Annotated in this window: 21 protein-coding genes; 10 read left to right on the forward strand and 11 right to left on the reverse strand. The window is 71.9% G+C overall.

Features of this window, described 5'->3' with window-relative positions; genetic code table 11:
• Nucleotides 1-25: 25 nt before the first annotated feature.
• Both ICC28_RS31135 and ICC28_RS40840 read right to left on the reverse strand, forming a co-directional pair.
• On the reverse strand, nt 26-976 hold the full coding sequence (locus ICC28_RS31135) for an MEDS domain-containing protein (RefSeq protein WP_282703967.1): 951 nt from the start codon (nt 974-976) through the stop codon (nt 26-28).
• The gene (locus ICC28_RS40840) at nt 973-3,996 is read right to left on the reverse strand and encodes an ATP-binding protein (protein ID WP_223189977.1); all 3,024 of its coding nucleotides are present in this window, start codon (nt 3,994-3,996) and stop codon (nt 973-975) included. The genes ICC28_RS31135 and ICC28_RS40840 overlap by 4 nt, the downstream gene beginning before the upstream one ends.
• Nucleotides 3,997-4,369: 373 nt before the next feature.
• Between ICC28_RS40840 and ICC28_RS31150 the strand changes: the two genes are divergently transcribed.
• Complete coding sequence (locus tag ICC28_RS31150) at nt 4,370-5,722, forward strand: M14 family metallopeptidase (protein ID WP_188292107.1); 1,353 nt, start codon at nt 4,370-4,372, stop codon at nt 5,720-5,722.
• 12 nt (nt 5,723-5,734) lie between these two features.
• Here ICC28_RS31150 and ICC28_RS31155 read toward each other — a convergent pair whose 3' ends face one another.
• From ICC28_RS31155 to ICC28_RS31170, 4 genes are all read right to left on the reverse strand, one after another.
• Nucleotides 5,735-6,295 (reverse strand): hypothetical protein, encoded by a 561-nt coding sequence (locus ICC28_RS31155; RefSeq protein ID WP_188292108.1) that lies wholly within the window; start codon nt 6,293-6,295, stop codon nt 5,735-5,737.
• 82 nt (nt 6,296-6,377) lie between these two features.
• Entirely contained in the window at nt 6,378-6,788 is a 411-nt protein-coding gene (locus ICC28_RS31160) for a RidA family protein (RefSeq protein WP_188292109.1), read from the reverse strand.
• Nucleotides 6,785-7,549 (reverse strand): IclR family transcriptional regulator, encoded by a 765-nt coding sequence (locus ICC28_RS31165; protein WP_188292110.1) that lies wholly within the window; start codon nt 7,547-7,549, stop codon nt 6,785-6,787. The genes ICC28_RS31160 and ICC28_RS31165 overlap by 4 nt, the downstream gene beginning before the upstream one ends.
• Nucleotides 7,546-8,751 carry a sugar kinase gene (locus ICC28_RS31170; RefSeq protein ID WP_188292111.1) on the reverse strand — a complete coding sequence of 402 codons (1,206 nt, stop codon included), beginning with the start codon at nt 8,749-8,751 and terminating at the stop codon, nt 7,546-7,548. Before ICC28_RS31170 ends, ICC28_RS31165 begins: the two co-directional genes overlap by 4 nt.
• 113 nt (nt 8,752-8,864) lie before the next feature.
• Here ICC28_RS31170 and ICC28_RS31175 point away from each other — a divergent pair, with 113 nt between their 5' ends.
• Together ICC28_RS31175 and ICC28_RS31180 are read left to right on the forward strand one after the other, a co-directional pair.
• Nucleotides 8,865-10,130 (forward strand): amino acid deaminase, encoded by a 1,266-nt coding sequence (locus tag ICC28_RS31175; RefSeq protein WP_188292112.1) that lies wholly within the window; start codon nt 8,865-8,867, stop codon nt 10,128-10,130.
• A gap of 9 nt (nt 10,131-10,139) precedes the next feature.
• Nucleotides 10,140-11,735 carry an N-acyl-D-amino-acid deacylase family protein gene (locus ICC28_RS31180; protein ID WP_188292113.1) on the forward strand — a complete coding sequence of 532 codons (1,596 nt, stop codon included), beginning with the start codon at nt 10,140-10,142 and terminating at the stop codon, nt 11,733-11,735.
• A 58-nt stretch (nt 11,736-11,793) separates the two neighbouring features.
• Here ICC28_RS31180 and ICC28_RS31185 read toward each other — a convergent pair whose 3' ends face one another.
• Both ICC28_RS31185 and ICC28_RS31190 read right to left on the reverse strand, forming a co-directional pair.
• On the reverse strand, nt 11,794-12,636 hold the full coding sequence (locus ICC28_RS31185) for a serine protease (RefSeq protein ID WP_188292114.1): 843 nt from the start codon (nt 12,634-12,636) through the stop codon (nt 11,794-11,796).
• A gap of 133 nt (nt 12,637-12,769) precedes the next feature.
• Nucleotides 12,770-13,519 (reverse strand): hypothetical protein, encoded by a 750-nt coding sequence (locus ICC28_RS31190; protein ID WP_188292115.1) that lies wholly within the window; start codon nt 13,517-13,519, stop codon nt 12,770-12,772.
• A gap of 125 nt (nt 13,520-13,644) precedes the next feature.
• Between ICC28_RS31190 and ICC28_RS31195 the strand changes: the two genes are divergently transcribed.
• Complete coding sequence (locus ICC28_RS31195; RefSeq protein ID WP_188292116.1) at nt 13,645-14,856, forward strand: pyridoxal phosphate-dependent aminotransferase; 1,212 nt, start codon at nt 13,645-13,647, stop codon at nt 14,854-14,856.
• Between the two features lie 138 nt (nt 14,857-14,994).
• Nucleotides 14,995-15,408, forward strand: coding sequence for a hypothetical protein (locus tag ICC28_RS31200; RefSeq protein WP_188292117.1), 414 nt, complete (start codon nt 14,995-14,997; stop codon nt 15,406-15,408).
• A gap of 70 nt (nt 15,409-15,478) precedes the next feature.
• On the opposite strand, the gene ICC28_RS31205 is transcribed toward ICC28_RS31200, so the two are convergent.
• From ICC28_RS31205 to ICC28_RS31215, 3 genes are all read right to left on the reverse strand, one after another.
• Nucleotides 15,479-15,652, reverse strand: a complete 174-nt coding sequence (locus ICC28_RS31205) for a hypothetical protein (RefSeq protein ID WP_188292118.1) — start codon at nt 15,650-15,652, stop codon at nt 15,479-15,481.
• A gap of 78 nt (nt 15,653-15,730) precedes the next feature.
• Nucleotides 15,731-17,461, reverse strand: coding sequence for an Ig-like domain repeat protein (locus ICC28_RS31210; RefSeq protein ID WP_188292119.1), 1,731 nt, complete (start codon nt 17,459-17,461; stop codon nt 15,731-15,733).
• Nucleotides 17,462-17,710: 249 nt separating this feature from the next.
• Nucleotides 17,711-19,534, reverse strand: coding sequence for a phosphoenolpyruvate carboxykinase (GTP) (locus ICC28_RS31215; RefSeq protein ID WP_188292120.1), 1,824 nt, complete (start codon nt 19,532-19,534; stop codon nt 17,711-17,713).
• Nucleotides 19,535-19,816: 282 nt separating this feature from the next.
• Between ICC28_RS31215 and trhA the strand changes: the two genes are divergently transcribed.
• From trhA to ICC28_RS31240, 5 genes are all read left to right on the forward strand, one after another.
• Nucleotides 19,817-20,530, forward strand: coding sequence for a PAQR family membrane homeostasis protein TrhA (gene trhA / locus ICC28_RS31220; RefSeq protein ID WP_188292121.1), 714 nt, complete (start codon nt 19,817-19,819; stop codon nt 20,528-20,530).
• A gap of 406 nt (nt 20,531-20,936) precedes the next feature.
• Nucleotides 20,937-22,478, forward strand: a complete 1,542-nt coding sequence (locus ICC28_RS31225) for a DHA2 family efflux MFS transporter permease subunit (protein WP_188292122.1) — start codon at nt 20,937-20,939, stop codon at nt 22,476-22,478.
• 5 nt (nt 22,479-22,483) lie between these two features.
• Entirely contained in the window at nt 22,484-23,113 is a 630-nt protein-coding gene (locus ICC28_RS31230; protein ID WP_188292123.1) for a TetR/AcrR family transcriptional regulator, read from the forward strand.
• Between the two features lie 46 nt (nt 23,114-23,159).
• Nucleotides 23,160-23,441, forward strand: coding sequence for a type II toxin-antitoxin system Phd/YefM family antitoxin (locus tag ICC28_RS31235; RefSeq protein WP_223189981.1), 282 nt, complete (start codon nt 23,160-23,162; stop codon nt 23,439-23,441).
• 6 nt (nt 23,442-23,447) lie between these two features.
• Nucleotides 23,448-23,726: a type II toxin-antitoxin system RelE family toxin gene (locus ICC28_RS31240; protein WP_188292124.1), complete on the forward strand. Its 279-nt coding sequence runs from the start codon at nt 23,448-23,450 to the stop codon at nt 23,724-23,726.
• Nucleotides 23,727-23,811 lie beyond the last annotated feature (85 nt).

The following is a 23,811-nucleotide window of genomic DNA, read 5'->3' on the forward strand; positions in this document are numbered from 1 at the left end:
GCTTACCTACCTGCGTAGGGCGGCGCTACCCGTACTGGAGGCGTACGGTGGCGCCCTCGGCGTCGTCGCGGACGTCGACGTAGGCGCACACCTGGCGGGCGTACCACAGGCCCTGGCCGGGCTCCAGCTCCCCGCTCGGCGGCGGTACGAAGCCGGCCAGCGGGTCGGCCACGGGGCGTGCGGTGCGCAGTTCGCCGACGCAGGCGGGTGCGGTGCCCCACAGGCGGGCGCCGGTGACCGGGGCGATGGCCGCGGCCGCCTCGGTCACGGCCATCGCGAACAACTCCGCCTCCGCCGCCGCGAGTCCGCGCCCGACGGCCCATTCCCGTACGGCGTCGGCGGCGGCCTCCGGCCGGTCGAGCGGACGGGCGTCCGCCGGGGGCGGCGGCAGGGGTACGGAGTCCAGCTCGGCGGCGAGCCGCGGGGGCTCCTCGTAGACGCCGGTGCCGGGGTGGGCCCTGCGGGCCGCGGCGACGAGGGCGGGGCCGGTGACGCGGGTGTCGTAGACGCACAGGGCGGTCGTGGCGAACGGGGCGAACAGGAGGTTGGCGAGCGCCTCGTAGCGGATCCACTCGGCGGTCTCGCGCGGGGAGCTTCCGGCGCGGCCGCCCCAGACGGGTTCCATGAGCAGGTGGATACGGCCGCCGGGGCCGGCGTGCGCGGCCAGGTAACCGGCGCTCTGTGCGACGGCGTTGGCCGCGGATCCGGTGTACCAGTCGGTGTGCGGGACGAAGCGGACGCCCTTGGCGTCGGTGCCGAGGGCGTCGTGCAGGAGGTCGATCCGGTCGGGGGCGACGACGGCGACGGGCGGCGGTTCGTCGGGGGCGGCCAGCGCCTCGGCGAGGAAGGGAACGGCGTCGGCGACGAACTCGTCGTCGGCGCCGAAGACGGTCATGCGGTGGTCGAAGGGGGTGGGGGCGGGAGCGGGGGTGGGGGTGGGGGCAGGGGGCTGGGTGGGTGTCTGTTGGGGGATCACAGGGTCCCTTCGCGATGTAGGGGCATTCGGTGTCGGGTTGTCATCCAAGTGGCGAGCTGGTTGCGGTTGTTGAGGCCGAGTTTGTTGAGGATGCGTTCCACGTGGCCTTCCGCGGTGCGGCGGGCGATGACGAGGCGGTCGGCGATCTGCTGGTTGGCGAGGCCCTGGGCGACGAGTTCGGCGACCTGGGACTCGCGGGGGGTGAGGGGGGCGGGCGGGGTTGGTCCCCCGGCTCGCCCGGCTTCCCCGGGTACTCCGGCTTCCCTGGCTTCCCCGGCTGGCCCGGCTCGCCCGGCTTCCCCGGGTACTCCGGCTTCCCTGGCTTCCCCGGCCTCCCCGCTGTCCGTGTCGAGGGCGTGGGCGACGAGGCGGTCCAGGTCCAGTGCGCGGCCGCGCCGGTACGCGCGTTGGTAGGCCGGGCCGCCGAGGGCCTCGCGGGCCCGGTGTTCGCTGGCGCGGCGGGTGGTCATGAGGGTGGCCGCGCCCCAGCGGTCCCGGTCGATGTCGGCCCAGACCCGGTCGGCGCCGCCGAGCAGGACGGCGGCGCGTTCGTGGGCGTCGCCGTCCTGCTCGGTGGCGACGTGGGCGAGCAGGTCGAGGGTGAGCGCGATGCCGATGACGTCGTTGACGGCGGACTTCAGGCGCAGGGCGTGGCGGGCGTGCCGTTCGGCCTGTGCCCAGTCCCGCTTGACCGCGCAGGCGAGGGCGAGCATGCGCAGGAGGTAGGAGTGCACCCACTCCTCGCCGTGGCGCACGCAGAGCCGGCGGGCCTCCTCGCAGACGGCCACGGCACGGTCGGCCTCGCCGAGGAAGTTCAGCGCGCAGGCGAGTTCCACGCGGTCGAGGCCGACGAGGCTGAGGTGCTGGCCGGGGACGCGGCCGCGGGCGGCGGCGGCCTCGAAGTGCGTCAGGGCGGCCGGGAGGTCGTCGCTGAACAGCGTGATGACGCCGACGACGTAGTCCGCGTGCGCCGCCTCGGCCGCCTCGCCCAGGTCGCGGGCGAGCGCGCGGCCCTCCTCGGCGAGCCGGCGGCCCTGGCCGAAGTCCTGGGTGCCGGCCGCGAGGAGTCCGGCCACCCACAGGGCGCGGGCCCGTTCCGGGGTCGGCTCGGGGTTGGCGGCGAGGGCGCGGGCGAGCCAGTGGCAGCCCTCGCGGGGGGCGCCGCAGGCGTGCCAGTAGAACCAGAGGGTGCCGGCGAGCCGCAGTCCGGCACGTTGTTCGCCGGGGGTGCCGAGGCTGAAGTCCAGGGCGGCACGCAGGTTGTCCTGGTCGGCCCTGAGCCGCGCGACGATCTCCCGCTGGCCGGGTCCGAACCAGGCCCGCTCGCAGGCGGCGGCCCGCCGCTGCATCCAGTCGCGCTGCCGTCGCCGTGCGGCGGCCTCCTCGCCGGGGCGTTCGCGCAGCCGGTCGAGGCCGTAGTGCCGCAGGGTGTCGAGGAGCCGGTACCGCACGGTCTGCCCGGGCCCGGCCTCCCGGCACAGTACGGACTTGTCGACCAGGCCGACGAGGGCTTCGAGGACGTCCCCGCCGCCCCTCGTCTCCCCGCAGACCGCTTCGGCCGTCTCCGGGTCGAACCCTCCGGCCAGCACCGACACCCGGGCCCAGACCAGCCGCTCGTGCGGGGTGCACAGTTCGTGGCTCCAGTCGATCGCGGCGCGCAGGGTCTGGTGGCGGGGGAGGGTGTCGGGGGCGGCGTCGGCGAGGAGGCGGTAGTGGTCGTCGAGGTCGGCGAGGAGCTGGTCGAGGGTGAGGTCGCGCAGGCGGCCCGCGGCGAGTTCGATGGCGAGGGGCAGGCCGTCGAGACGGCGGCACAGGCGGGCCACGGCGGCGCGGTTGGCGGCGGTGAGCCGGAAACCGGGGACGACTGCGGCGGCTCGGTCGGCAAAGAGGGCAAGGGCGGGATGCCGGTCGGCCCCGGCCGGCGTCGAGGCCATGCCCCTGGCCGGGTGGCCGTCGGCCCCGGCCGAAGCCAGGAGCGCACCCCCGGCCGAACGGCCGTCAGCAACGGCCGGCGTCGAAGGCACACCCCCAGCCAAACACCCGTCGGCCCCGGCCGAAGCCAGGAGCGCACCCCCGGCCGAACGGCCGTCGGCAGCGGTCGGTGGCGGGGGCAGGTTTCCGGTCGGGTGGCGGTGGGCGGCGGTCGGCGTCAGGGGCGCGGCCCCAGGGGGTTGGTCGTCGGCGACAGCCGCCGCCGACGTCACACCCCCGGCCAGGTGCCGGTCCGCACCGGGCGCCGCCGGCGTCACGACCCCGGCCGGATGCCGATCGGCGGCGGTCGGTGGCGGGGGCACGGCTCTGGCCAAGTGGCCGTCGGGGGCGGTCGGTGGCGACGTCGCGCGCACCGTCGAGGCCGCGCGCGGTCCCGCTGCGTGGGTTCGGGTGCGGCCGTGGGGCACCGGGGTCGACGTCGGCGGGGGTGTGTCCGCGTGAGTGCGGTCGGGCGGGGCGGAGTGTGGGCCGGGCCTCGGGCGTGCGGCCGGGAAGGCGGTGCCTGCGTTCGGGTCGTCGTCCGGGTCGGGGACCGGAAACGGCCGTACGTCCAGGAGGTGTTCCTCGGTGAGGCCGAGGCGGTGGCGGCTGGTGGCGAGGATCCGGACGCCGTGGGTGCCGCGCAGCAGGGCGGCGGCGAGTTCGGCGCAGGCGGTCAGCAGGTGTTCGCAGTTGTCGACGACGAGGAGCAGCCGACGGTCGCGTACGTGTTCCACGAGCGCGGTCAGCGGGGGCCGCGCGGAGTGGTCGTGCAGGCCGAGGGCGTCGGCGGCGGCGAGCGGTACGAGGTCCGGGTCGTCGAGGCCGGACAGGTGCACGGTGCGGACGCCGTCGGGGAAGGTGCGCCGGACGCGGTCCGCGAGGCGCAGGGCGAGGCGGGTCTTGCCCACGCCGCCCGGGCCGGTCAGGGTGACCAGCCGCGAGATGGCCAACAGCGCTCTGCCCGAGGCCAGTTCGGCGCGCCGGTCGATGAAGCGGGTCGGCTCCGCCCGCGCCTGACGCTCCCGTCGTGGCGCTGATCCGCCCATGATCAGCCAGTCCTCTGGGGTGTGGTCCGGGGACGAACCCGGAGCGTGCGGCTCCTCTTGTGTGCGGACCCTTCACTGTCCCCCGGTGCCGGAGGGTCACGCACCCGGCGCTCACCCTCACGAGTGCACTTCCCCCAGGCCCGCACCCACGGGACCGGCCTCCACGTACACTGCCCGGCCGCCACCGCAGAGGCGATGCACGCCGACGCGACCGAGCGGTTCACGCCGTCGCGGCCACTTTCACTCTTGACCTGGTCATGCCATAAGCGGACGATGAGCGCCACACCCGCACCAGCACCGTCGCTGAACCACCCCCCGCTCCACTCCCCACCTTCCGGAGATCCCGGAATCCCTGGAGACCCAAGGAGAATTCATGCGACTTCGCACACGAGGCTCGGGCGCCCGCGGCGGGAGACGCACCGCCGCACTCGCCGCCCTCCTCGCCATCGCCCTCGCGGCACCCCTCTCCGCGAACGTCACCGCCAACGCCGACAGCGGCACCAGGGCGGCCCCCTCCGCCGACGACATCCGCCAGTACGAGATCCACACGCACTCCACGGTCAAGGACCGCACGGCGATCCAGCGGGCGGGCGTGACCGTGGACGAGGTCGACGACCACGGCCTGGTGGTCTCCGGCCGCGCGGCCCAGATCAAGAAGCTGCGCCAACTCGGCTATGAAGTCACCCCGTTGGGCGCCGTACCGGACCGGTCCAACGGCGAGGACGACGTCCGCCTCCTCGACTTCCCGTCGGCGGACTCGCGCTACCACAACTACACGGAGATGACGAACGAGATCAACTCGATCGTCTCGGCGAACCCGAGCATCGCCAGCACGCGGGTCATCGGCACCTCGTACCAGGGCCGGAACATCACCGCCATCAAGATCAGCGACAACGTCGGCACCGACGAGTCCGAGCCGGAAGTGCTGTTCACCCACCACCAGCACGCCCGCGAGCACCTCACCGTCGAGATGGCGCTGTACCTGCTGCGCGAGCTGACCTCCGACTACGGCACGGACACCCGCGTCACCAACATGGTGAACAACCGCGAGATCTGGATCATCCCGGACCTCAACCCGGACGGCGGCGAGTACGACATCGCGACCGGCTCCTACCGCTCCTGGCGCAAGAACCGGCAGCCCAACTCCGGTTCCTCCTACGTCGGCACGGACCTGAACCGCAACTGGGACTACCGCTGGGGCTGCTGCGGCGGCTCGTCCGGTTCGACCTCCTCCCAGACCTACCGGGGTTCGGCACCCGAGTCCGCGACCGAGGTGAAGGTGGTCGCGAACTTCGTCCGCAGCCGGGTGGTCGGCGGGGTCCAGCAGATCAAGGCCGGCATCGACTTCCACACGTACAGCGAGCTGGTGCTGTGGCCGTTCGGGTACACCAGGGCCGACACGACGACCGGGATGACGGCCGACGACCGCAACGCCTTCGCGACCGTGGGCGGGAAGATGGCCGCCAGCAACGGCTACACACCGGAGCAGTCCAGCGACCTGTACATCACCGACGGGTCGATCGACGACTACCTCTGGGGCGTGCACAAGATCTTCGGCTACACCTTCGAGATGTACCCGAGGTCCAGTTCCGGGGGCGGCTTCTACCCGCCCGACGAGGTGATCGAGCGGGAGACCTCCCGGAACCGGGACGCGGTCCTGCAGCTGCTGGAGAACGCGGACTGCATGTACCGCTCCATCGGCAAGGCGGCGCAGTACTGCTCGTAGGCTCCCGGGAGCCTAGGACTCGGACTCGCCGTCCTCGAAGTACGCGTCCAGCACGGCGTCCAGCTGTGACTCCCACTCGCTGAACAGGCTCCTGGCCGTCGCCTCGATCTCGATCGGGTACCAGCGGCGGTCAGGAGTGTGCACCGTGACGGTGAACCGCTTGCCGAAGCGGGCGGTCTCCGTCTCCACGGCGCCGATCTCGTCCCAGCGGAATTCGCACTCCTGGTCGTCCAGGGCGAGCCGGACACCGCGGTGATCGGCGACGATCCGGGCCCGGCGGTCGGCGGCCTCGAAGACCGGCCCGTCGGGGGTCTCGTCGTCACCCTGTTCCGCCTGTTCCGCCTGTTCCGCCTGTTCCGCCTGTTCCGCCTGTTCCGCTACGACGGTCTCCTCGACCGGGGTCTCGTCGGAGTCCTTCTCCTCGGACACGGACTCCTCGGACCCGGACTCCTTGGACCCGGACTCCTTCGACACCGACACCTTGGACACGGGTGGGGTGATCCCCGGCACGAAGGCCGGGTCGAATCCGGCGCCCTCCAGGGGCTGGCTGCTCGAACCTATGCGCTGCTCCACAGCGGGCAGTATGGTCGACGATCCTGTGCCGCACACAGCCAGCCCCCTGCATCGTTATACGAAGATGCTCAACCCGGCGCCGTCACCCCAGCACGGCAAGGGCGTCGATCTCGACGAGCAGGCCCGCGGGGAGGCCGACGTAGACCGTCGTGCGCGCGGCGGGCGGAGCGGTGAGGTTCTGCGCCTCGAAGTAGGCGTCGTAGATCTCGTTCAGCTCGGCGAAGTGGGCCACGTCCGTCAGATAGACGCGGATCATCATCACGTCGTCCCAGCTCGCGCCGCCCTCCTCCAGGATCGCCTTGACGTTGGCGAGGGTCTGGAGGGTCTGCTCGCGCAGGGTGGGACCGGCGGGCGTGGGCGGCCTGCCCTCCTCGGCCGGCAGGAAGCCGACCTGGCCGGCGACCTGGAGGATGTTGCCCTTCTTCACGCCGTGCGAGAACTTCGCGGGCGGGGTGGTGTGGGTGCCGGGGGTGAGCGCGATCTTCTCGGTCATGAACTGCCGTCCTTCGCTGGGGGCTTGCCGGAGCACTCGCCGCTGATCTCGTCCGCCGTGCGGCGTACCAGCGGCAGCAGGGTGAGGAGTTCGTCGGCGGTGGCGACGACATTGGGCGCGGAGACCGACATGGCGGCGACCACGCGGCCGTCGGCGCCGCGGATCGGGGCGGCCACGCAGTTGATGGACTCCTCGTGGCCGCCGAGGTCGGTGGCCCAGCCCTGTTCGCGCACGCGCTCCAGCTCCTTGAGGAAGGCGGGGGCGCTGGGGGTCGAACGGGCCGTGTACATCGGGTAGTCGAGCTTGTCGGCGAGGGCGCGGCGCTCGGCTTCGGGCAGATCGGCGAGGAGGAGTTTGGCGACGGCGGCGACGGTGATGGCGACGGGCTTGCCGATCCGCGAGTACATCCGCACCGGGTAGCGGCTCTCCACCTTGTCGATGTAGACCACCTCGCCCTCCTCGTACACGGCGAGGTGGACGGTGTGGCCGCACCTCTCGTTGAGGCGTACGAGGTGCGGGTGGGCGATCTCGCGGACGTCGAGGTTCTCCATGGCCTCCTGCGCGAGGGCGATGAGCCGGGCGCCGAGGCGGTAGCGCTGGTCGGACTGACGGTAGACCATGCCGTGTTCGTGGAGGGTGCGCAGGAGGCGCAGCGCGGTGGACTTGTGGACGCCGAGCCGGTCGGCGACCTGTCCGAGGTCGGCGGGGCCCTCGGCGAGCAGCGGCAGGATGCTCAGCGCCCGGTCTACGGTCTGGCTCACGGTGTGCGTACCTCCTCGTCGGCCCGACGGCCGGTCTGCGTCCAGCCGGGGCCGAGTCGAAGTCTCCCCCACGTGTCGTCTCCGACGGCTGCCAGGCGGTCGGCGGTGTCGCGGGCGGGGGGTGGGGCGAGGTCGCCGGGGGTGGTGAGGTTCGCGGCGGCCCAGAGGTGGGCGTGGCGGAGGCATGCCTTCGGGGGGAGTCCGCGGAGGGTGGCGTGCAGGAATCCGGCGGCGAAGGCGTCTCCGGCGCCGGTGGTTGCTACGACGTCCACGGCGGGCGCGGGTTCGTAGGTGACTGTCGGCTCGACCGGCCGAGGGCGGGTCTCGCTCGCCACCGCTGGGCGGGCGCCGTCGCGCTCGCCCGTGCCACCCAAGCGCCACGACTGCCCGCGGCTGCGGCTGCGGCTGCGGCTGCCGCTACCGCTACTGCTGCCGCTACTGCTGCCGCTGCCGCTGCGGTGGAATGCCACAGCTCCCTTCGCCCCCTGCTTCACCACCAGCATCCCCGGCTCCCGCAGCACCTCCCTGATCGCCCCCGCACCCCCCGTCACCCCCCACGCCTCCTCCGCCTCGTCCTCCCCCACGAAGACGAGGTCGGCCCTCCGGGCCAGCTCCAGCAGCACCCCCGGCCCGTCCGCGGCGTCACGCCACAACCCGGCCCGGTAGTTCACGTCGAAGGAGAGAAGGGGCCACCCGGGACCGGGCCTCGCGGTCAGCTCCCGCAGCAACCCCGAGCAATCGGCCGACAACGCCGCCGTGATCCCCGACAGGTGCAGCACCCGCCCCGCCCGTACCGCCGCGAGGTCCACGTTCCCCACGCCCATCGCGGACGCCGCCGACCCGGCCCGGTAGTAGGCCACCTCGTGCGCGTCCGTCCCCCGCTCCCCCGCCGTACGGAAGTAGACGCCCGTGGGACGCGCCGGATCCCGCTGTACGGCGGTGACGTCGACGCCGTAGGACCCGATCGCCTCCACCAGGTGGTCGCCGAAGCCGTCGGCGCCGACGCGGCTGACCCATCGCACCGAATGACCGGCGGACGCCAGCGCGCAGGCCAGGTTGGATTCCGCGCCGCCGATGCAGCGGTCGAAGGACGGGACGTCGGCGAGGCGGCCCGGTCGGGTGGGTAGGAAGGTGACCATGGACTCGCCGAGCGCGACGACGTCGACGACGTCGGGGGCATTGCGAGGTCCTGTGGCGGTCACGACGGTCGTGGCTCCCAGCCTTGTGCCGGTGTTGGCCGAGATGTTAGACAGCAGCAAGCGCCATGCGCAATGACTGTTGCAGTGAATGCAACACACCTGATCAGGGAGGCTCAATGGCCACTGAAGCGCTCGCCCGCCTGGCCGAGGAACGCGTCGACCACCGCTTCAAGGGCCTCCCGCCGGACGCCGCCGGGCTCACCGTCGGCGAGCTGGCCGCCCAGCGCCGCAATCTGTTCACCGGCGGGTTCGCCACGCCCGTACTGGCACTGTCCGCCGAGCGGCTCGAGCACAATGTGCGGCTGATGGAGACGTACGCGGACCGGCACGGCCTCGCCTTCGCCCCGCACGGCAAGACCTCCATGGCCCCGCAGCTCTTCCAACGCCAGATCGAGCACGGCGCCTGGGGCATCACCCTCGCGGTCCCGCACCAGGTGTGGGTGGCAAGGGAGTTCGGCGTGCAGCGCGTGTTCCTCGCCAACGAGCTGGTGGACGCCGCCTCGCTGCGCCGCATCTCCGCGGAGCTGACCGCCGACCCGTCCTTCCGCTTCGTCTGTTACGTCGACTCCGTGCGCGGGGTCGAACTGATGGACACGGCGCTGCGGGGAGCCGCCCGGCCCGTGGACGTGGTCGTCGAGCTCGCCGCCGGTGAGGGCGCGCGGACCGGGGTGCGCACGGAGGCCGAGTGCGTGGCCGTCGCCGAGGCGGTGGCCGGCACCCGCACGCTGCGGCTCGTCGGTGTCGCGGGGTACGAGGGAGAGGTTCCGCAGGCCACCCCGGAGCGCGTGGCCGCCTGGCTGCAGCGCCTGATCACCCTCGCCGCCGATCTCGACAAGGCCGGGCTGTTCGCGCAGACGGACGAGATCGTGGTCAGCGCGGGCGGCAGCGCCTGGTTCGACGCGGTGGCCGACGCGTTCGCCGGGATGCCCGAACTGAGCGCGCCCGTACTGAAGTTGCTGCGTTCCGGCGCGTACGTCTCGCACGACGACGGCCACTACCGCAGGCTCACCCCCTTCAACCGGGTCCCCGAGGAGGGCGCCCTGGAGCCCGCGTTCCGCCTGTGGGCGCAGGTGGTCTCGCGCCCCACCCCGGAGCAGGCCTTCGTCAACGCGGGCAAGCGGGACGCCGCCCACGACCTGGATCTCCCCGTCGCGCAGGTGGTGCGTCGGGACGGGGTGGAGCGCCCGGCGGCCGGGATCGAGGTGACCGCCCTGTCCGACCAGCACGCCTGGCTGCGTACGGCCCCGGAGGCGGACCTGGAGGTGGGCGACTGGGTCGGCATGGGGCTGTCCCATCCGTGCACGTCCTTCGACAAGTGGCAGCTGATCCCGCTCGCCGAGGCGGACGGCACGGTCGTCGACTACATCCGTACGTTCTTCTAGGAGGCCGCCGTGGAGGACCTGGTCGTCCGGGACGCGGAGGTGGTGGACGGCTCCGGCGCCCCCTCCTACCGCGCCGACGTGGTCGTCGACGGCGGCAGGATCGTCTCGGTCGTCAAGGAGGCCGCGGCGGCCGGCTGCCAGCGCCCGCGTGCGACACGGGAGTTGGACGCGGAGGGGCTCGTCCTCTCCCCCGGCTTCATCGACATGCACGCGCACAGCGACCTGGCGCTCCTCCGGGACCCTGACCACAGCGCGAAGGCCGCGCAGGGGGTGACCCTCGAAGTCCTCGGCCAGGACGGCCTGTCGTACGCGCCGGTCGACGACCGTACGCTCGCCGAGGTGCGCCGGGCGATCACCGGGTGGAACGGCGCCGGCGACGACATCGACTTCGACTGGCGGTCGGTGGGCGAGTACCTGGACCGGCTGGACCACGGCTTCGAGGGCCGGGGCATCGCCGTGAACGCCGCCTACCTCGTGCCCCAGGGCACGGTCCGCGCGCTCGCGGTCGGCTGGGAGGACCGCGAGGCGACGCCCCAGGAGCTGGCGCGCATGCGGCAGTTGGTCGCCGAGGGCATGGAGCAGGGCGCGGTCGGCATGTCGTCGGGGCTGACGTACACGCCGGGCATGTACGCGAAGGACGCCGAACTGACCGAACTGTGCCGGGTGGTGGCGTCCTACGACGGCTACTACTGCCCGCACCACCGCTCCTACGGGGCCGGGGCCCTGGAGGCGTACGAGGAGATGGTGGCCCTGGCGCGGGAGGCGGGCTGTGCGCTCCATCTCGCCCACGCCACCCTGAACTTCGGGGTGAACGAGGGCCGGGCACCGGAGCTGCTGGGCCTGCTGGACAGGGCGCTGGCGGCCGGCGCGGACATCACGCTCGACACCTATCCCTACACCCCCGGCTGCACCACCCTCGCGGCGCTGCTGCCGAGCTGGGCGAGCGAGGGCGGACCGGAGGCGGTGCTGGCGCGGCTGGCGGACGAGGAGACCGCGGAACGCGTCCGGCACCACCTGGAGGTCGTCGGCTCGGACGGCTGCCACGGGGTGCCGGTCGAGTGGGACACGATCGAGGTCTCGGGGGTCAGCGACCCCGCGCTCTCCTCGTACGTCGGCCGCCGCCTGGACGGCTGGGCGACGGCCCGCCGGCTCCTGCTGGCGGACCGGCTGGGCACGGCGGTCCTGCAGCACGTGGGCCACGAGGAGAACGTCCGGGCGATCATGCGCCACCGCGTGCACACGGGCGGCTCCGACGGCATCCTCCAGGGCGGCAAGCCGCATCCGCGGGCGTACGGCACGTTCCCGCGGTATCTCGGCCGGTACGTACGGGAGTTGGGCGTGCTGTCCCTGGAGGAGTGCGTCGCGCGTCTGACCGGGCGTCCGGCGGCCCGGCTGCGACTGCCGGACCGGGGTCTGGTCCGCGAGGGCCACCGCGCCGACCTGGTCCTGTTCGACCCGGAGACGGTGGCGGCGGGCTCGACGTACGAGGAGCCGAGGAGGCTCCCGACCGGCATCCCGTACGTCCTGATCGACGGCCGTTTCGTCATCGAGGACGGCCGCCGGACGGACGTGCTGGCGGGGCGGGCGGTGCGCAGAACCCCGTAGAACGGTTGGACCGGCTGGACCGGCTGGACCGGTCGGACCGGTCGGACCGGCAGGCCGGTTACGGCTTGGGCAGGACGCAGCCGTCGGCGCTCAGGTCGAGCTTGTTGCCGATGCCGAAGCAGGCGGGGAACTGGTAGGTCTGCTGGGCGTAGTTGATGCCCTGGCGGACGGTGACGTTGCCGCTCTCGTCGACCTCGCACGGGTTGTTCACCGTGCAGCTCTGGCCGTCCTCGTTGCCGGTGTTGTTGACGGCGACGACCTTTCCGGTGGCCTGGTCGACGACCGGTGAGCCGGAGGTGCCGCCTATGGTGTTGCAGCTGGAGGTGTACCGGACGGAGTCCTTCCAGGTCCAGCCGCCCTCCTTGAGGCGGTGGGCGAACCCGTCGATCGAGCAGTTGTAGATCCGCTTCCAGTATCCGGAGACGACGCTGATGGCGGTGCCGGCCGCGGGGCGTGTGTCGTTGAGGGTGAGCGCGTTGATGCCGTACGTCGACCTGATCTGCGCGTAGGTGCGGGTGAGCTGGTAGATCGCGGCGTCGGTGTCGGTCATCGTCCCGTAGACGATCTTGTTGGCGCGCAGGGTGCCGACGCGGGTGCCGGCGGAGTTGAGCAGGCCGAAGGAGCGGTTGGAGGCCCGGTCGACGACGACCTGGCCGGGGCCGGGGAAGCCGGTCTCCAGGCAGTGGCCGTTGGTGAGGACGAGCGCCGGGTCGTGGTCCTCGGAGTCGGGCATGCGGACGACCGAGCCGGAGCAGTTGCTGAGCGCGACGGTCCCGGCGAAGTTCACGGCCTGGATCGCGGGCGCTGCGCTGTCGCCGCGCTCGGGAGCGGCGACCGCGGGTGCCGCGCCGGCCCCGGCGATGGCCAGGGCGGTGAGCGCGACGACGAGAGGCTTTCTCATGTGGGGTCCCCTCTTGCGACGAAGGTGACCGGAGATCTTCCGGCCACCCGCTGATTTGTCATGCGCATTGTTGTGTGAGGGGGCTGGGAGAACAAGCGGTCAATTCAAGCCAGTCGGGCGCGCTCCTCAGTGCCTACTTCGGCCCTTTGGCACCGCCCTGGCCGTGGCCCGGCCTGCCGTTGGCGTTGCCCTGGCCCGCGCCGGAACCCGGCTCGGTGGTGGCGGGCGCCACGGGAGCGGTGGTCGTCGGCCTCGCCGTGGGGGAGGCCGACGCCTCGGCACTCTCGTCCGCCTTCTCGTCCTCCCCCTTCGAAGCGCTCACGTCTGGGGACGCCGGGGCATCCGGGCCGGCGGAGGACACCGGCGCGGCCGACCGGACGGGGGTGGCCGGATCCGTGGGCACGGTCGAGGTGTCCGTCGACGAGCGCGTCGGACGCCCGGTGCCCTCGGGTTCACTGGGGGAGGGGTCGGAGGAGAACGCGAAACCGGCGACCAGGACGGCCACGGACGCGGCACCCACCGCGCCGGCCGCCATCAGCGCCCGGCGCCGGTTGAGGCGCCGGTGCTCGGCGCGGCGGGCCGTGCGGCTGCCGGCGCCGGGCGGCTCCCAGCGGGTCTCCCGGTCGACGAGGTCCTCGTCCCGGGGCGGGGCCGGGGGCGGCTCCTCGGGCAGCCGGGGCAGCTCCCTCGTCTCGTCGTAGGCGTTCTGCCAACCGTGCGCCACGGCCGGATCGGCGTACTCCTGGTAGTCGGGGGACGGCACGGCCTGCGGGACGTACACGTTCGGCGGCCCCTCGGGCCCGTCGCCCTCCGGAGCGCCCGCCGCACCCTTCGCGGCGTTCACCGCATTCGCCCCGTTTTCGTACTGAGGTGGCCTGGACATGGCCGCGCATTGTAGGGACGGGAGGTGCGCCTGGGACAGCCGTCGGCGATACCCCCGCAAACCGCCCGTCTCAAGTGGTGGAAAACACGGCCCACGGCGCGTTACCGGGCCGTAAGCTCCCAGACATGCAGGTGATCCAGTCGACCAAGCTCGCCAACGTCTGTTACGAGATCCGGGGCCCGGTTCTCGAAGAGGCCATGCGGCTTGAGGCGGCGGGCCACCGCATCCTCAAGCTGAACACCGGGAACCCGGCCGCCTTCGGCTTCGAGTGCCCGCCGGAGATCCTGGAGGACATCCTCCGCAACGTCTCCTCGGCCCATGGGTACGGCGACGCGAAGGGGCTGCTCGCCGCCCGCCGGGCCGTCGTCATGCACAACCAGACCCTCGGCATCGAGACCGACGTCGAGCACGTCTTCGTGGGCAACGGCGTCTCCGAGCTGATCGTGATGGCGATGCAGGCGCTGCTGGACGACGGCGACGAAGTCCTCGTCCCCTCGCCCGACTACCCGCTGTGGACGGCCGCCGTCTCCCTGTCGGGCGGCACGGCCGTGCACTACTGGTGCGACGAGCAGTCCGACTGGATGCCGGACCTCGCCGACGTGGAGCGGAAGATCACCGACCGCACCAAGGCGCTCGTCATCATCAACCCGAACAACCCGACGGGCGCGGTGTACGACGAGGCCATGCTCAAGGGCCTCACCGACATCGCCCGCCGCCACAACCTGCTGGTCTGCTCGGACGAGATCTACGACAAGATCCTCTACGACGGCGCCACGCACACCGCCACCGCCAGGATCGCCCCGGATCTGCTCACCCTCACCTTCAACGGCATGTCGAAGGCGTACCGGGTGGCCGGCTACCGGGTCGGCTGGATGTCGATCTCCGGGCCGCGCGCACACGCCGACTCCTACATCGAGGGCCTGACGATCCTGGCGAACATGCGCCTGTGCGCGAACATGCCCGGCCAGCACGGGGTGGTGGCCGCCCTCAGCGGCCGGCAGACCATCAACGACCTGGTGCTTCCCGGCGGGCGGCTCAAGGAGCAGATGGACACCGCCTACGAGCTGCTCACCCAGATCCCGGGCGTGAGCTGCGTCCGGCCGAAGGGGGCGCTGTATCTCTTCCCTCGGCTCGATCCCAAGGTGTTCAAGATCAAGGACGACCGGCAGCTGGTCCTGGACCTGCTGCGGCGCGAGAAGATCATGGTCGTCCAGGGCACGGGCTTCAACTGGAGCGAGCCGGACCACTTCCGGGTCGTGACCCTGCCGACGGTCGGGGACCTGAAGGACGCCGTGACGCGGATCGGGAACTTCCTGGACGGCTACAGCCAGCCCTGACGCGCGGTTCCGCGGACGGTTCCATGGAGGCTTCGGTGGACGACTCCGCAGACGATTCCGTGGACGACTCCGTGGACGACTCAACTTTAGACGGGATCTAAGCTAGGATGGTTTCCTGACAGCACAGGAGGCCATCCCATGTACGAACCGATCCGCAGCAAGTCGGTCCACAGCACGATGGCCGGCACCACCTCGGACTTCCCCCACCGGTCGCGCGAGGAGGAGCTGGACATCCAGCTGGCCGGCCATCTCGCGGCCCTGCTCGCCGTCACGGACGAGCTGCGCGCGGTGGAGCCGTCCGGCGACCTGGACAACGCGGCGGAACGGCTCGCCGAGCAGGTCACGCGGCTTCGGGGCGGCTCCTGCGTACGCACCGTGCCCGGCGGCGAGGTCCGCGACCGCGCGGCCCTGCACGAGCGGGCGCACGCGCTGGCCGGCCGCGCGCTGGTCGTCGCGGCGTCCCGCGCCGACACGGCCGTAGCGATTCTGGCCGCCGAGCGCATGGAGGCGCACGCGGCGATCCTGGAGGCGGAGGAACTCACCTCCCACTGAGCCCTTGAGGCTCCCCTCGACGGCCCCGGTCCGCGTGCACCCGCAGCGACGCGCGGACCGGGTGCCACCGTCAGCCGAGCAGCACCGTGAGGATCACGAAGAGCAGCAGGATCCCCAGGACCAGTGCCCAGACCGGCCAGGTTCCCCGTCCCTTCGGGTCCTCGGGGCCACCGCCGCGGGGGCGGTCCTCCGGGAGGCTCGGGTCGGACGGCCGGTCACGCGAGTAGAAGTCGCCCTGCGCCATGTGCACGTCCCTCCTTCGACGCTCGTCCCTGCTTCGGCAGGCCCCGAGTACCCCTCCGCGGAGTCCCGCACCCCCGGGTTACCGGGTGACGTAGACCGTCGCCGACGCCGTGGCGCCCTCGTGCAGGTCGTCGCCCGGCCAGCTGACCGTGTAGGTCGTCTCGCGCCGGGTGCGCGGGATGTCGTTGACGGTGAACGTGCCGTCCGCGGCCACGGTCACCGACGACAGCGTGCCGCTGCCGAGACGGTCGGTGCGCCGGACCGTGAGCACCGCACGCTCCGGCAGCGCCCTGCCCTGCGCGGTGAACCTGCCGGTGATCTCCACGCCGGTGCGCATCGACGCCTGCTCCGGGGCGGTCAGGGCGATCGAGCTCGCCGCCTTGCCGACGGAGACGGTGTGGGTGACGTCGTTCGCGGGGCGGTGGGTGAGGTCACCGCGGTAGGACACGGTGTAGGTGGCGTCGCCGACGAGGGCGGGCTCGTCGAGGACGGCGTATGAGCCGTCCGCCTTGACCGTGAAGGTGCCCAGGTCGTGGGTGCCGTCGGCGTCCGTGCGGGTGGCGGCGACCTTCATCGGGGTGCCGGGCGCCGGGCCGTCCCACTCCAGCTTGCCGCGCACGGCGAGGGGCTCGCCCGCGACCGCCTGAGCGGGGCTGTGGCCGAGGGAGCCGGTGAAGCGGACGTCGTACTGGACGGCCGGGGGCTGGATGATGTGCAGCCAGAACTGGTTGCCGCTCGCGTTGGTGGTGACCGCGAACAGCCGGGCGCCGTCCGCCGACCACTCCATGCCGCGCGGCACGACCCGGTCGCCGTCCTGGCTGCCCTCGAAGACGAACTCCAGCGGGGTGCCGGAGTCGGCCGGGTCGGCGGGCTGCACCAGCAGGTCGGGGGTGGCGCCGGTGGCCGAGGCGCCGCGCGCGATGTACTTGCCGTCGCCGCTGAAGGCGACGGAGCTGGCGGTGGCCCCGGCGGGCAGGGCCTGGTAGCCGGCGGGAGCGTCCGACAGATCGGCGGCGTCGAGCAGCCGGGTGCCGGCCGTGGCGTCGGCGAGGGCGAGCTTCGTGCCGTCCGGGGAGACGGCGATGTCCTTCAGGTTCAGGGCGCCCTTGCCGTCGGCGTCGGCGAAGCGGCGGGTGGCGCCCCGCACGGGGGTCTCGCCGCTGCCGTCGAAGACGCTGAGGAACGGGTTGGGCGCCGAGGAGTTGAGCGCCTGGCCCATCACGAAGGTGTCGTTCGGGCCGCCCTCCAGCAGGAGCTTGCCGGCGTCGTTCCAGCCGGTGCGCTGGTAGGTGCCGTTGGAGACCGTCTCCAGGTGGCTCGTCGCCGTGGCGCACTGGGAGAGGGGGTCGGTCCACTGCGTGGTGAAGTACGGCTTGCCGCCCGCGACGACGACTTCCCGGCCGCACTGGTCGCTGCCCACGCCGGTCAGGCTCTTGTAGGTGAGCGTGGTGGTGTCGTAGGCCCAGACGCGGTGGCGCTCGCCGATGTAGAGCGTGCTCGCGTCGTCGCTGAGCGCCAGGCCGGAGGCGTAGTAGGGCAGTTCTATGGTGGAGAGTCGCTCACCCTGGAACGTGTAGACGGCGACGTGGCCCTTGGTCACGTTCGAGCCCACGTTGGCGTCGGCGACGAAGACGCGTTCGTGGACGCTGTCGACGGCCAGCGCCGAGTACGTGGTGAACGGCAGCTTGGCCACGCGGTCGGACGCGGCGGCGTGGGCCGCGGGCGCGGCGGCGAGCGTGAGTCCGGTCCCGGTGAGCGCGGCGGCGAGAACGGTGGCCGCGAGGCGTCCGGAACGGCGTGCTGTATTCAAGTGTGCCCCCCACAGGCTTCGTTGAGCCCCACCAGGAGTGGCAGGGCCCATATGAAGCTTATGTAACACAGGTGAAGATCCCGCGATCAAGGGGGCACGCCCGTGGGAGACGCGGCAGCGGGCCCCGCACGCCGTTGTGCGGGGCCACGGTTCGTGACATCGCTGCCGCCCGCGGCCGGCCCGTGACGATCACTGGTCAGGGCTCCCATCCCGGCCGGCCGCGGGGGTACGTGGGGGACTCGCCGGGGGCTAACCCAGGCGCTGCACCAGGGCGCGGTACTCGTCCCACAGTTCCTTCGGGGTGTGGTCGCCGAAGGTGTTGAGGTGGTCGGGGACCAGCGCGGCCTCCTCGCGCCAGACCTCCTTGTCGACTGTGAGGAGGAAGTCAAGGTCGCTGTCGGCCAGTTCGAGGCCCTTGGTGTCGAGCGCGTCCTTCGTCGGCAGGATGCCGATGGGGGTCTCGACGCCCTCGGCCCTGCCCTCCAGGCGCTCCACGATCCACTTCAGGACGCGGGAGTTCTCGCCGAAGCCGGGCCAGACGAACTTGCCCTCGTCGTTCTTGCGGAACCAGTTGACGTAGTAGATCTTCGGGAGCTTCGCCTGGTCCTTGTCCTTGGCGACGTCGATCCAGTGGCCCATGTAGTCGCCCATGTTGTAGCCGCAGAACGGCAGCATGGCGAACGGGTCGCGGCGCAGCTCGCCGACCTTGCCCTCGGCGGCGGCGGTCTTCTCGGAGGCGACGTTGGCGCCGAGGAAGACGCCGTGGTTCCAGTCGAAGGACTCCGTCACCAGCGGTACGGCGCTGGCGCGGCGCCCGCCGAAGAGGATCGCGGAGATCGGCACACCCTTGGGGTCCTCCCACTCGGGCGCGATGATCGGGCACTGGGCGGCGGGGGTGGTGAAGCGGGCGTTGGGGTGGGCGGCGGGCGTCTCGGAGGCGGGCGTCCAGTCGTTGCCCTTCCAGTCGGTCAGATGGGCGGGCGTCTCCTCGGTCATGCCCTCCCACCAGACGTCGCCGTCGTCGGTGAGCGCCACGTTGGTGAAGACGGAGTTGCCCCACAGCGTCTTCATCGCGTTGGCGTTGGTGTGCTCACCGGTGCCGGGCGCGACGCCGAAGAAGCCGGCCTCGGGGTTGATGGCGTACAGACGGCCGTCCTCGCCGAACCGCATCCAGGCGATGTCGTCGCCGATCGTCTCGACCGTCCAGCCGGAGATCGTGGGCTCCAGCATGGCGAGGTTGGTCTTGCCGCAGGCGGACGGGAAGGCGGCGGCGACGTACTTGGACTCCCCTTGCGGAGGCGTGAGCTTGAGGATCAGCATGTGCTCGGCCAGCCAGCCCTCGTCGCGGGCCATGACGGAGGCGATGCGCAGGGCGTAGCACTTCTTGCCGAGCAGGGCGTTGCCGCCGTAGCCGGAGCCGTAGGACCAGATCTCGCGGCTCTCGGGGAAGTGCGAGATGTACTTGGTGGAGTTGCAGGGCCAGGGGACGTCCTCCTGGCCTTCCTCCAGCGGCGCCCCGAGGGTGTGCACGGCCTTCACGAAGAAGCCGTCGGAGCCGAGCTCGTCCAGGACCGGCTGCCCCATGCGGGTCATCGTGCGCATGGAGACGGCGACGTAGGCGGAGTCGGTGATCTCGACGCCGATCGCGGAGAGGTCCGAGCCGAGGGGGCCCATGCAGAACGGGACGACGTACATCGTCCGGCCCTTCATCGAGCCGCGGAAGACGCCCTGCTCGCCGGTGAAGATCTCCCGCATCTCGGCGGGGGCCTTCCAGTGGTTGGTGGGGCCGGCGTCCTCCTCCTTCTCGGAGCAGATGAAGGTCCGGTCCTCGACGCGCGCGACGTCGGTCGGGTCGGAGGCCGCGTAGTAGGAGTTGGGGCGCTTGATCGGGTCGAGCTTCTTGAACGTGCCCTTCGAGACGAGCTCCCCGCACAGGCGCTCGTACTCGGCCTCGGAACCGTCGCACCAGACCACACTGTCCGGCTGGGTCAGTTCGGCGATCTCGTTCACCCACGAGATCAGTTCCTGATGGTTGGTGGGAACGACGGAGGGAGCCGCGTTGTCGCGCGCCACGATTGCTCCTAGGTGAGGGATTTTTGGTTGGAGGCCCCGTGGGGGCTGCGACCCGGGTGCCCGCCAGAGGGATACCTGACGCTCATCCGGTGCCGACCGCACTCATTTGATCATCCGACGAGAGCGCCCATATGTCCAGAGGGCATCACAGGTGAGCGGACGTGAGGCCGGACACGTCCGCGTCCACGAACGGCCATCCGGGCTTCAACTGCCGTGAGATGATGGCCACCACCGCCGTCGGACTGATGCGTAACTTACGGTTCCGTAGGTACGATGCAGTGCATGACTGTGTCCGCCTCCGACGCGCCCATGGACTCGCCGGCCGCCGGCCGCGGTCCCGTCGCGCTCAACCTTTCGCATCCGATCAAGCCCAAGCTCCGCGGCTGGCTGCACCTGGGCATGTTCCCGGCCGCACTGATCGCCGGCCTGGTGCTCACCGCCCTCGCCGACTCCTCGCGCGGCCGCATGGCCTGCGGGATCTACGCCCTGACGGCGTGCCTGCTGTTCGGCGTGAGCGCGCTGTACCACCGGGGCAATTGGAGCCCACGCATGGACGGCATCCTGCGCCGGCTCGACCACGCCAACATCTTCCTGATCATCGCGGGCACCTACACCCCGCTCACCCTGCTGCTCCTGCCGGGCGCCAAGGGCCAGTGGCTACTGTGGGGCATCTGGGGCGCCGCGGCCGCCGGGATCGTCTTCCGGGTCTTCTGGGTCGGCGCCCCGCGCTGGCTCTACACCCCCTGCTACATCGCGATGGGCTGGGCGGCGGTCTTCTTCCTGCCCGACTTCATGCGCGCGGGCGGCATCGCGGTCCTCGTCCTGGTGATCGTCGGCGGGGTCCTGTACAGCGCGGGCGGCGTGATCTACGGCATCAAGCGCCCGAACCCCTCCCCGCGCTGGTTCGGCTTCCACGAGGTCTTCCACTCCTTCACGCTGGCCGCCTTCGTGGTGCACTACGTGGGGATCTCGCTGGTGGCGTACCAGCACGCGTAACGCCTCCCGCTCCCGCAGGGGCCACGGCTTCCGAGCCGGGGCCCCTTTTTCGCGCGCCCGCGCCGCCGCTCCGGGCACCCGCCGCCTCTCCGCGCGCCCGCCGCCTCTCCGCACACCCGCCGACCGTCCACGCGCCCGCCACCCCTCCGCACACCCGCCGACCCTCCACACGCCCGCCACCCCTCCGCACACCCGCCGACCCTCCACACGCCCGCCACCCCTCCACACGCCCGCCGACCCTCCGCACACCCGCCAGCCCTCCGCGCGCCTGCCGCCCCTCCGCACACCCGCCGACCGTCCACGCACCCGCCGACCGTCCACGCACCCGGCGGCTTTCGCGCACTCGTCGGGCTTTCCTCGCGCCATCGATTGACAGTCACTACATTTTGAGAGTTACTCTCATTTCATGGCTACTTCCGCTTCACCGGATCCTCGCCGCTGGTGGGCCCTGGCCGCCCTGGTCGCGAGCATGCTGACCCTCGGCTTCGACACGACGATCCTCAACGTGGCACTGCCGACCATGGCCGCCGAACTGGGCGCCACCACCGGCGAGCTGCAATGGATGGCGGACGCCTATGTCGTCGTCTTCGCCGCGCTGATGCTCCCCGCCGGACTGCTCGGCGACCGCTTCGGGCGGCGGCGAATGCTGATCCTCGGGCTGGCGATCTTCCTCGTCGGCTCCGGCGTCGGCGCGCTGGCCGACGACACGAACGCGGTGATCGCGGCCCGCGCGGTCATGGGCGTCGGCGCCGCACTGATCACCCCGCTCGCCCTGTCCGTCCTGCCCGCGCTCTTCGCCCCCGAGGAGCGCTCCAAGGCGGTCGGCATCATGTCCGCCGCCTCCGCCCTCGGCCTGCCGCTCGGCCCGATCATCGGCGGCTGGCTGCTCAACCACTTCTGGTGGGGTTCGGTCTTCCTGGTCAACGTGCCCATGGCCGCCCTCGGCATCACCGCCTGCCTCTTCCTGCTCCCCGAGACCCGCGACCCGGCCTCCCCCAAGGTCGACGCCTTCTCCACCGCGCTCACCGCGAGCGGCCTCGGCGCGCTCGTCTACGCGATCATCGAGGCCCCGGTCCGCGGCTGGGCCGACCCGCTGATCCTCGGCATGCTCGCGGCGGCCGTCGTCCTGATCACCGCGCTGGTGCTGCGCGAGCGGCGGTCGGAGCGTCCCATGCTCGACATGACGCTGCTCGCCCACCGTGGCTTCCTGTTCAACGCGATCGCCGCGACCCTGGTCATGTTCGTCCTGTCCGGTCTGCTGTTCGTGCTGCCGCCCTACCTCCAGGCCGTCCTCGGCCACGACGCCCTCGGCACCGGCGTACGGCTGCTGCCGATGATGGGCGGCCTGCTGGTCGCCGCCCGGCTCGCCCCGAAGGTCGTCGAGCGCTTCGGGGCACGGGCCACGGTCAGCGCCGGCCTGGTGGTGCTGGCCTTCGCCGCCCTCCTCGGCAGCCGTACGACGAGCGGCTCCGGCTACGGCTTCACCGCACTGTGGCTCTCCGTCACCGGCCTCGGTTTCGGCTTGTCGCTCATCCCGGCCATGAACAGCGCGCTGGGCGCCCTGCCCCGCGACCGCGCCGGCAGCGGCTCGGGGCTGCTGATGACCCTGCGCCAGGTCGGCGGCGCGATCGGCATCGCCCTGCTCGGCAGCCTGCTGGCCGGCGCCTTCCGGGACCGGCTCGACGTCACCGGGCTGCCCGCGCAGGCCGCCGACACCGCCGGGGAGTCCGTCGTCGCCGCCCACCTCGTCGCCGAACGGACCGGCGCCGCCGACCTGGTGGCCTCCGCGAACAGCGCCTACGTCCACGGCATGGGCGTGGTCCTGCTGGTCTGCTCGGTCGCCTCCCTGGTCGCCGCGCTGCTGGCGGCGGTGTTCCTCACCGACTCCGAGGAAGCACGGGAGGACGGGACGGAAATGGTCTCCGCCAAGGCCGATGCCCGACAATGACCCCCATGACGCCCGCACGCACCTCCTCCGCCACGGACGTCCCCCCGCTGGGGCTCCGCGAGCGGAAGAAGATCAAGACCCGGACGGCGATCCGCACGGCGACCTACTCCCTGATCAAGGAACAGGGCTACGACGCCACCACCATCGAGCAGATCGCCGAGCGCGCCGAGGTGTCGCCGTCCACGGTCTTCCGTTACTTCCCGACCAAGGAGGACATCGTCCTCACGGACGAGTACGACCCGATGATGCTGGAGGTGCTGCGCACCCGGCCCGCCGAAGAGCCGTGGCTGGACTCAGTGCGGTACGTCATGCACCAGGCCATCGACGCGATGATGGCGGAGGACCCCGAGGCGATCCGGGTACGGGCCCACCTCGCGCTTCACGTCCCCGCCGTCCGCTCCCGCATGGTCGAGAGCATGTCGGAAACCGGCCGCCTCCTCCGTGCGGCCCTCGCCGAACGCTCCGGCCTGGCCCCGGACAGCCTCGAAGTGCGCGTCTACGCCATGGCGCTCGTCGGCGGCCTGGTGGAGGTCAACATGGCCTGGGCCGAGAACGACTTCCAGGACGACCTCGGCGCCATGGTCGACCGCGCCCTGGACGTCCTGAAGGACGGCCTCCCCACCGAAATCCGCTGAACCCGGCACCCGACAGCAGCAGATGTACATCTGCTACATTCGTTACATGAGTGAGCCCGTGATCGCCCCAATGGCCGATGTCCGCAGGCACCTGGCCGACGTCATAGACCGCGCCCACAGGGACGACGTCCCCACGATCATCACTCGGCGTGGCAGGCAGGAGGCCGTGGTGCTGGACATCGACGAGTACCGGCGCCTGCGCGAGCTCGCGGAGCGCGCCGAGGACGCCTGGCTGAACCGGCTGGCCGACGACGCCGAGTCCGAAGGGCTCGAAGGCTCCCTCACCCTGGAAGAGATGGCCGCCGCGATCCGCGACCGCCGCACCTGAGCACCCATGGGATACGTCACGCGCTTCACACCGCACGCCCAGCGGGACATGCTCAAGATCCCCCGCCCGGACGCCCTCCGGATCCTGCACCGCCTCACCGAGTTCCAGAGGGCCCTGGACGCGAACGACACCTCCGCCTTCGACATCAAGGCACTCCAGGGGCACGAGTCCCGGTGGCGTCTGCGGATCGGGGACTACCGCGCCGTATACACGATCGAACACGGGCAGCTCGTCGTATGGGTGCTCACGGTCGCTCACCGTCGCGACGTCTACCGCGACCTCTGAGCCACGGCCGCGCCCCCAAAGGGGCGCGGGGAACTGCGCGACCGGCCACGACGCGTCCGCAGGCGAACGACGACGCATCACGGCA

Origin of the sequence: Streptomyces sp. TRM68416, from assembly GCF_014596915.1 — a bacterium.
Lineage (GTDB): Bacteria > Actinomycetota > Actinomycetes > Streptomycetales > Streptomycetaceae > Streptomyces.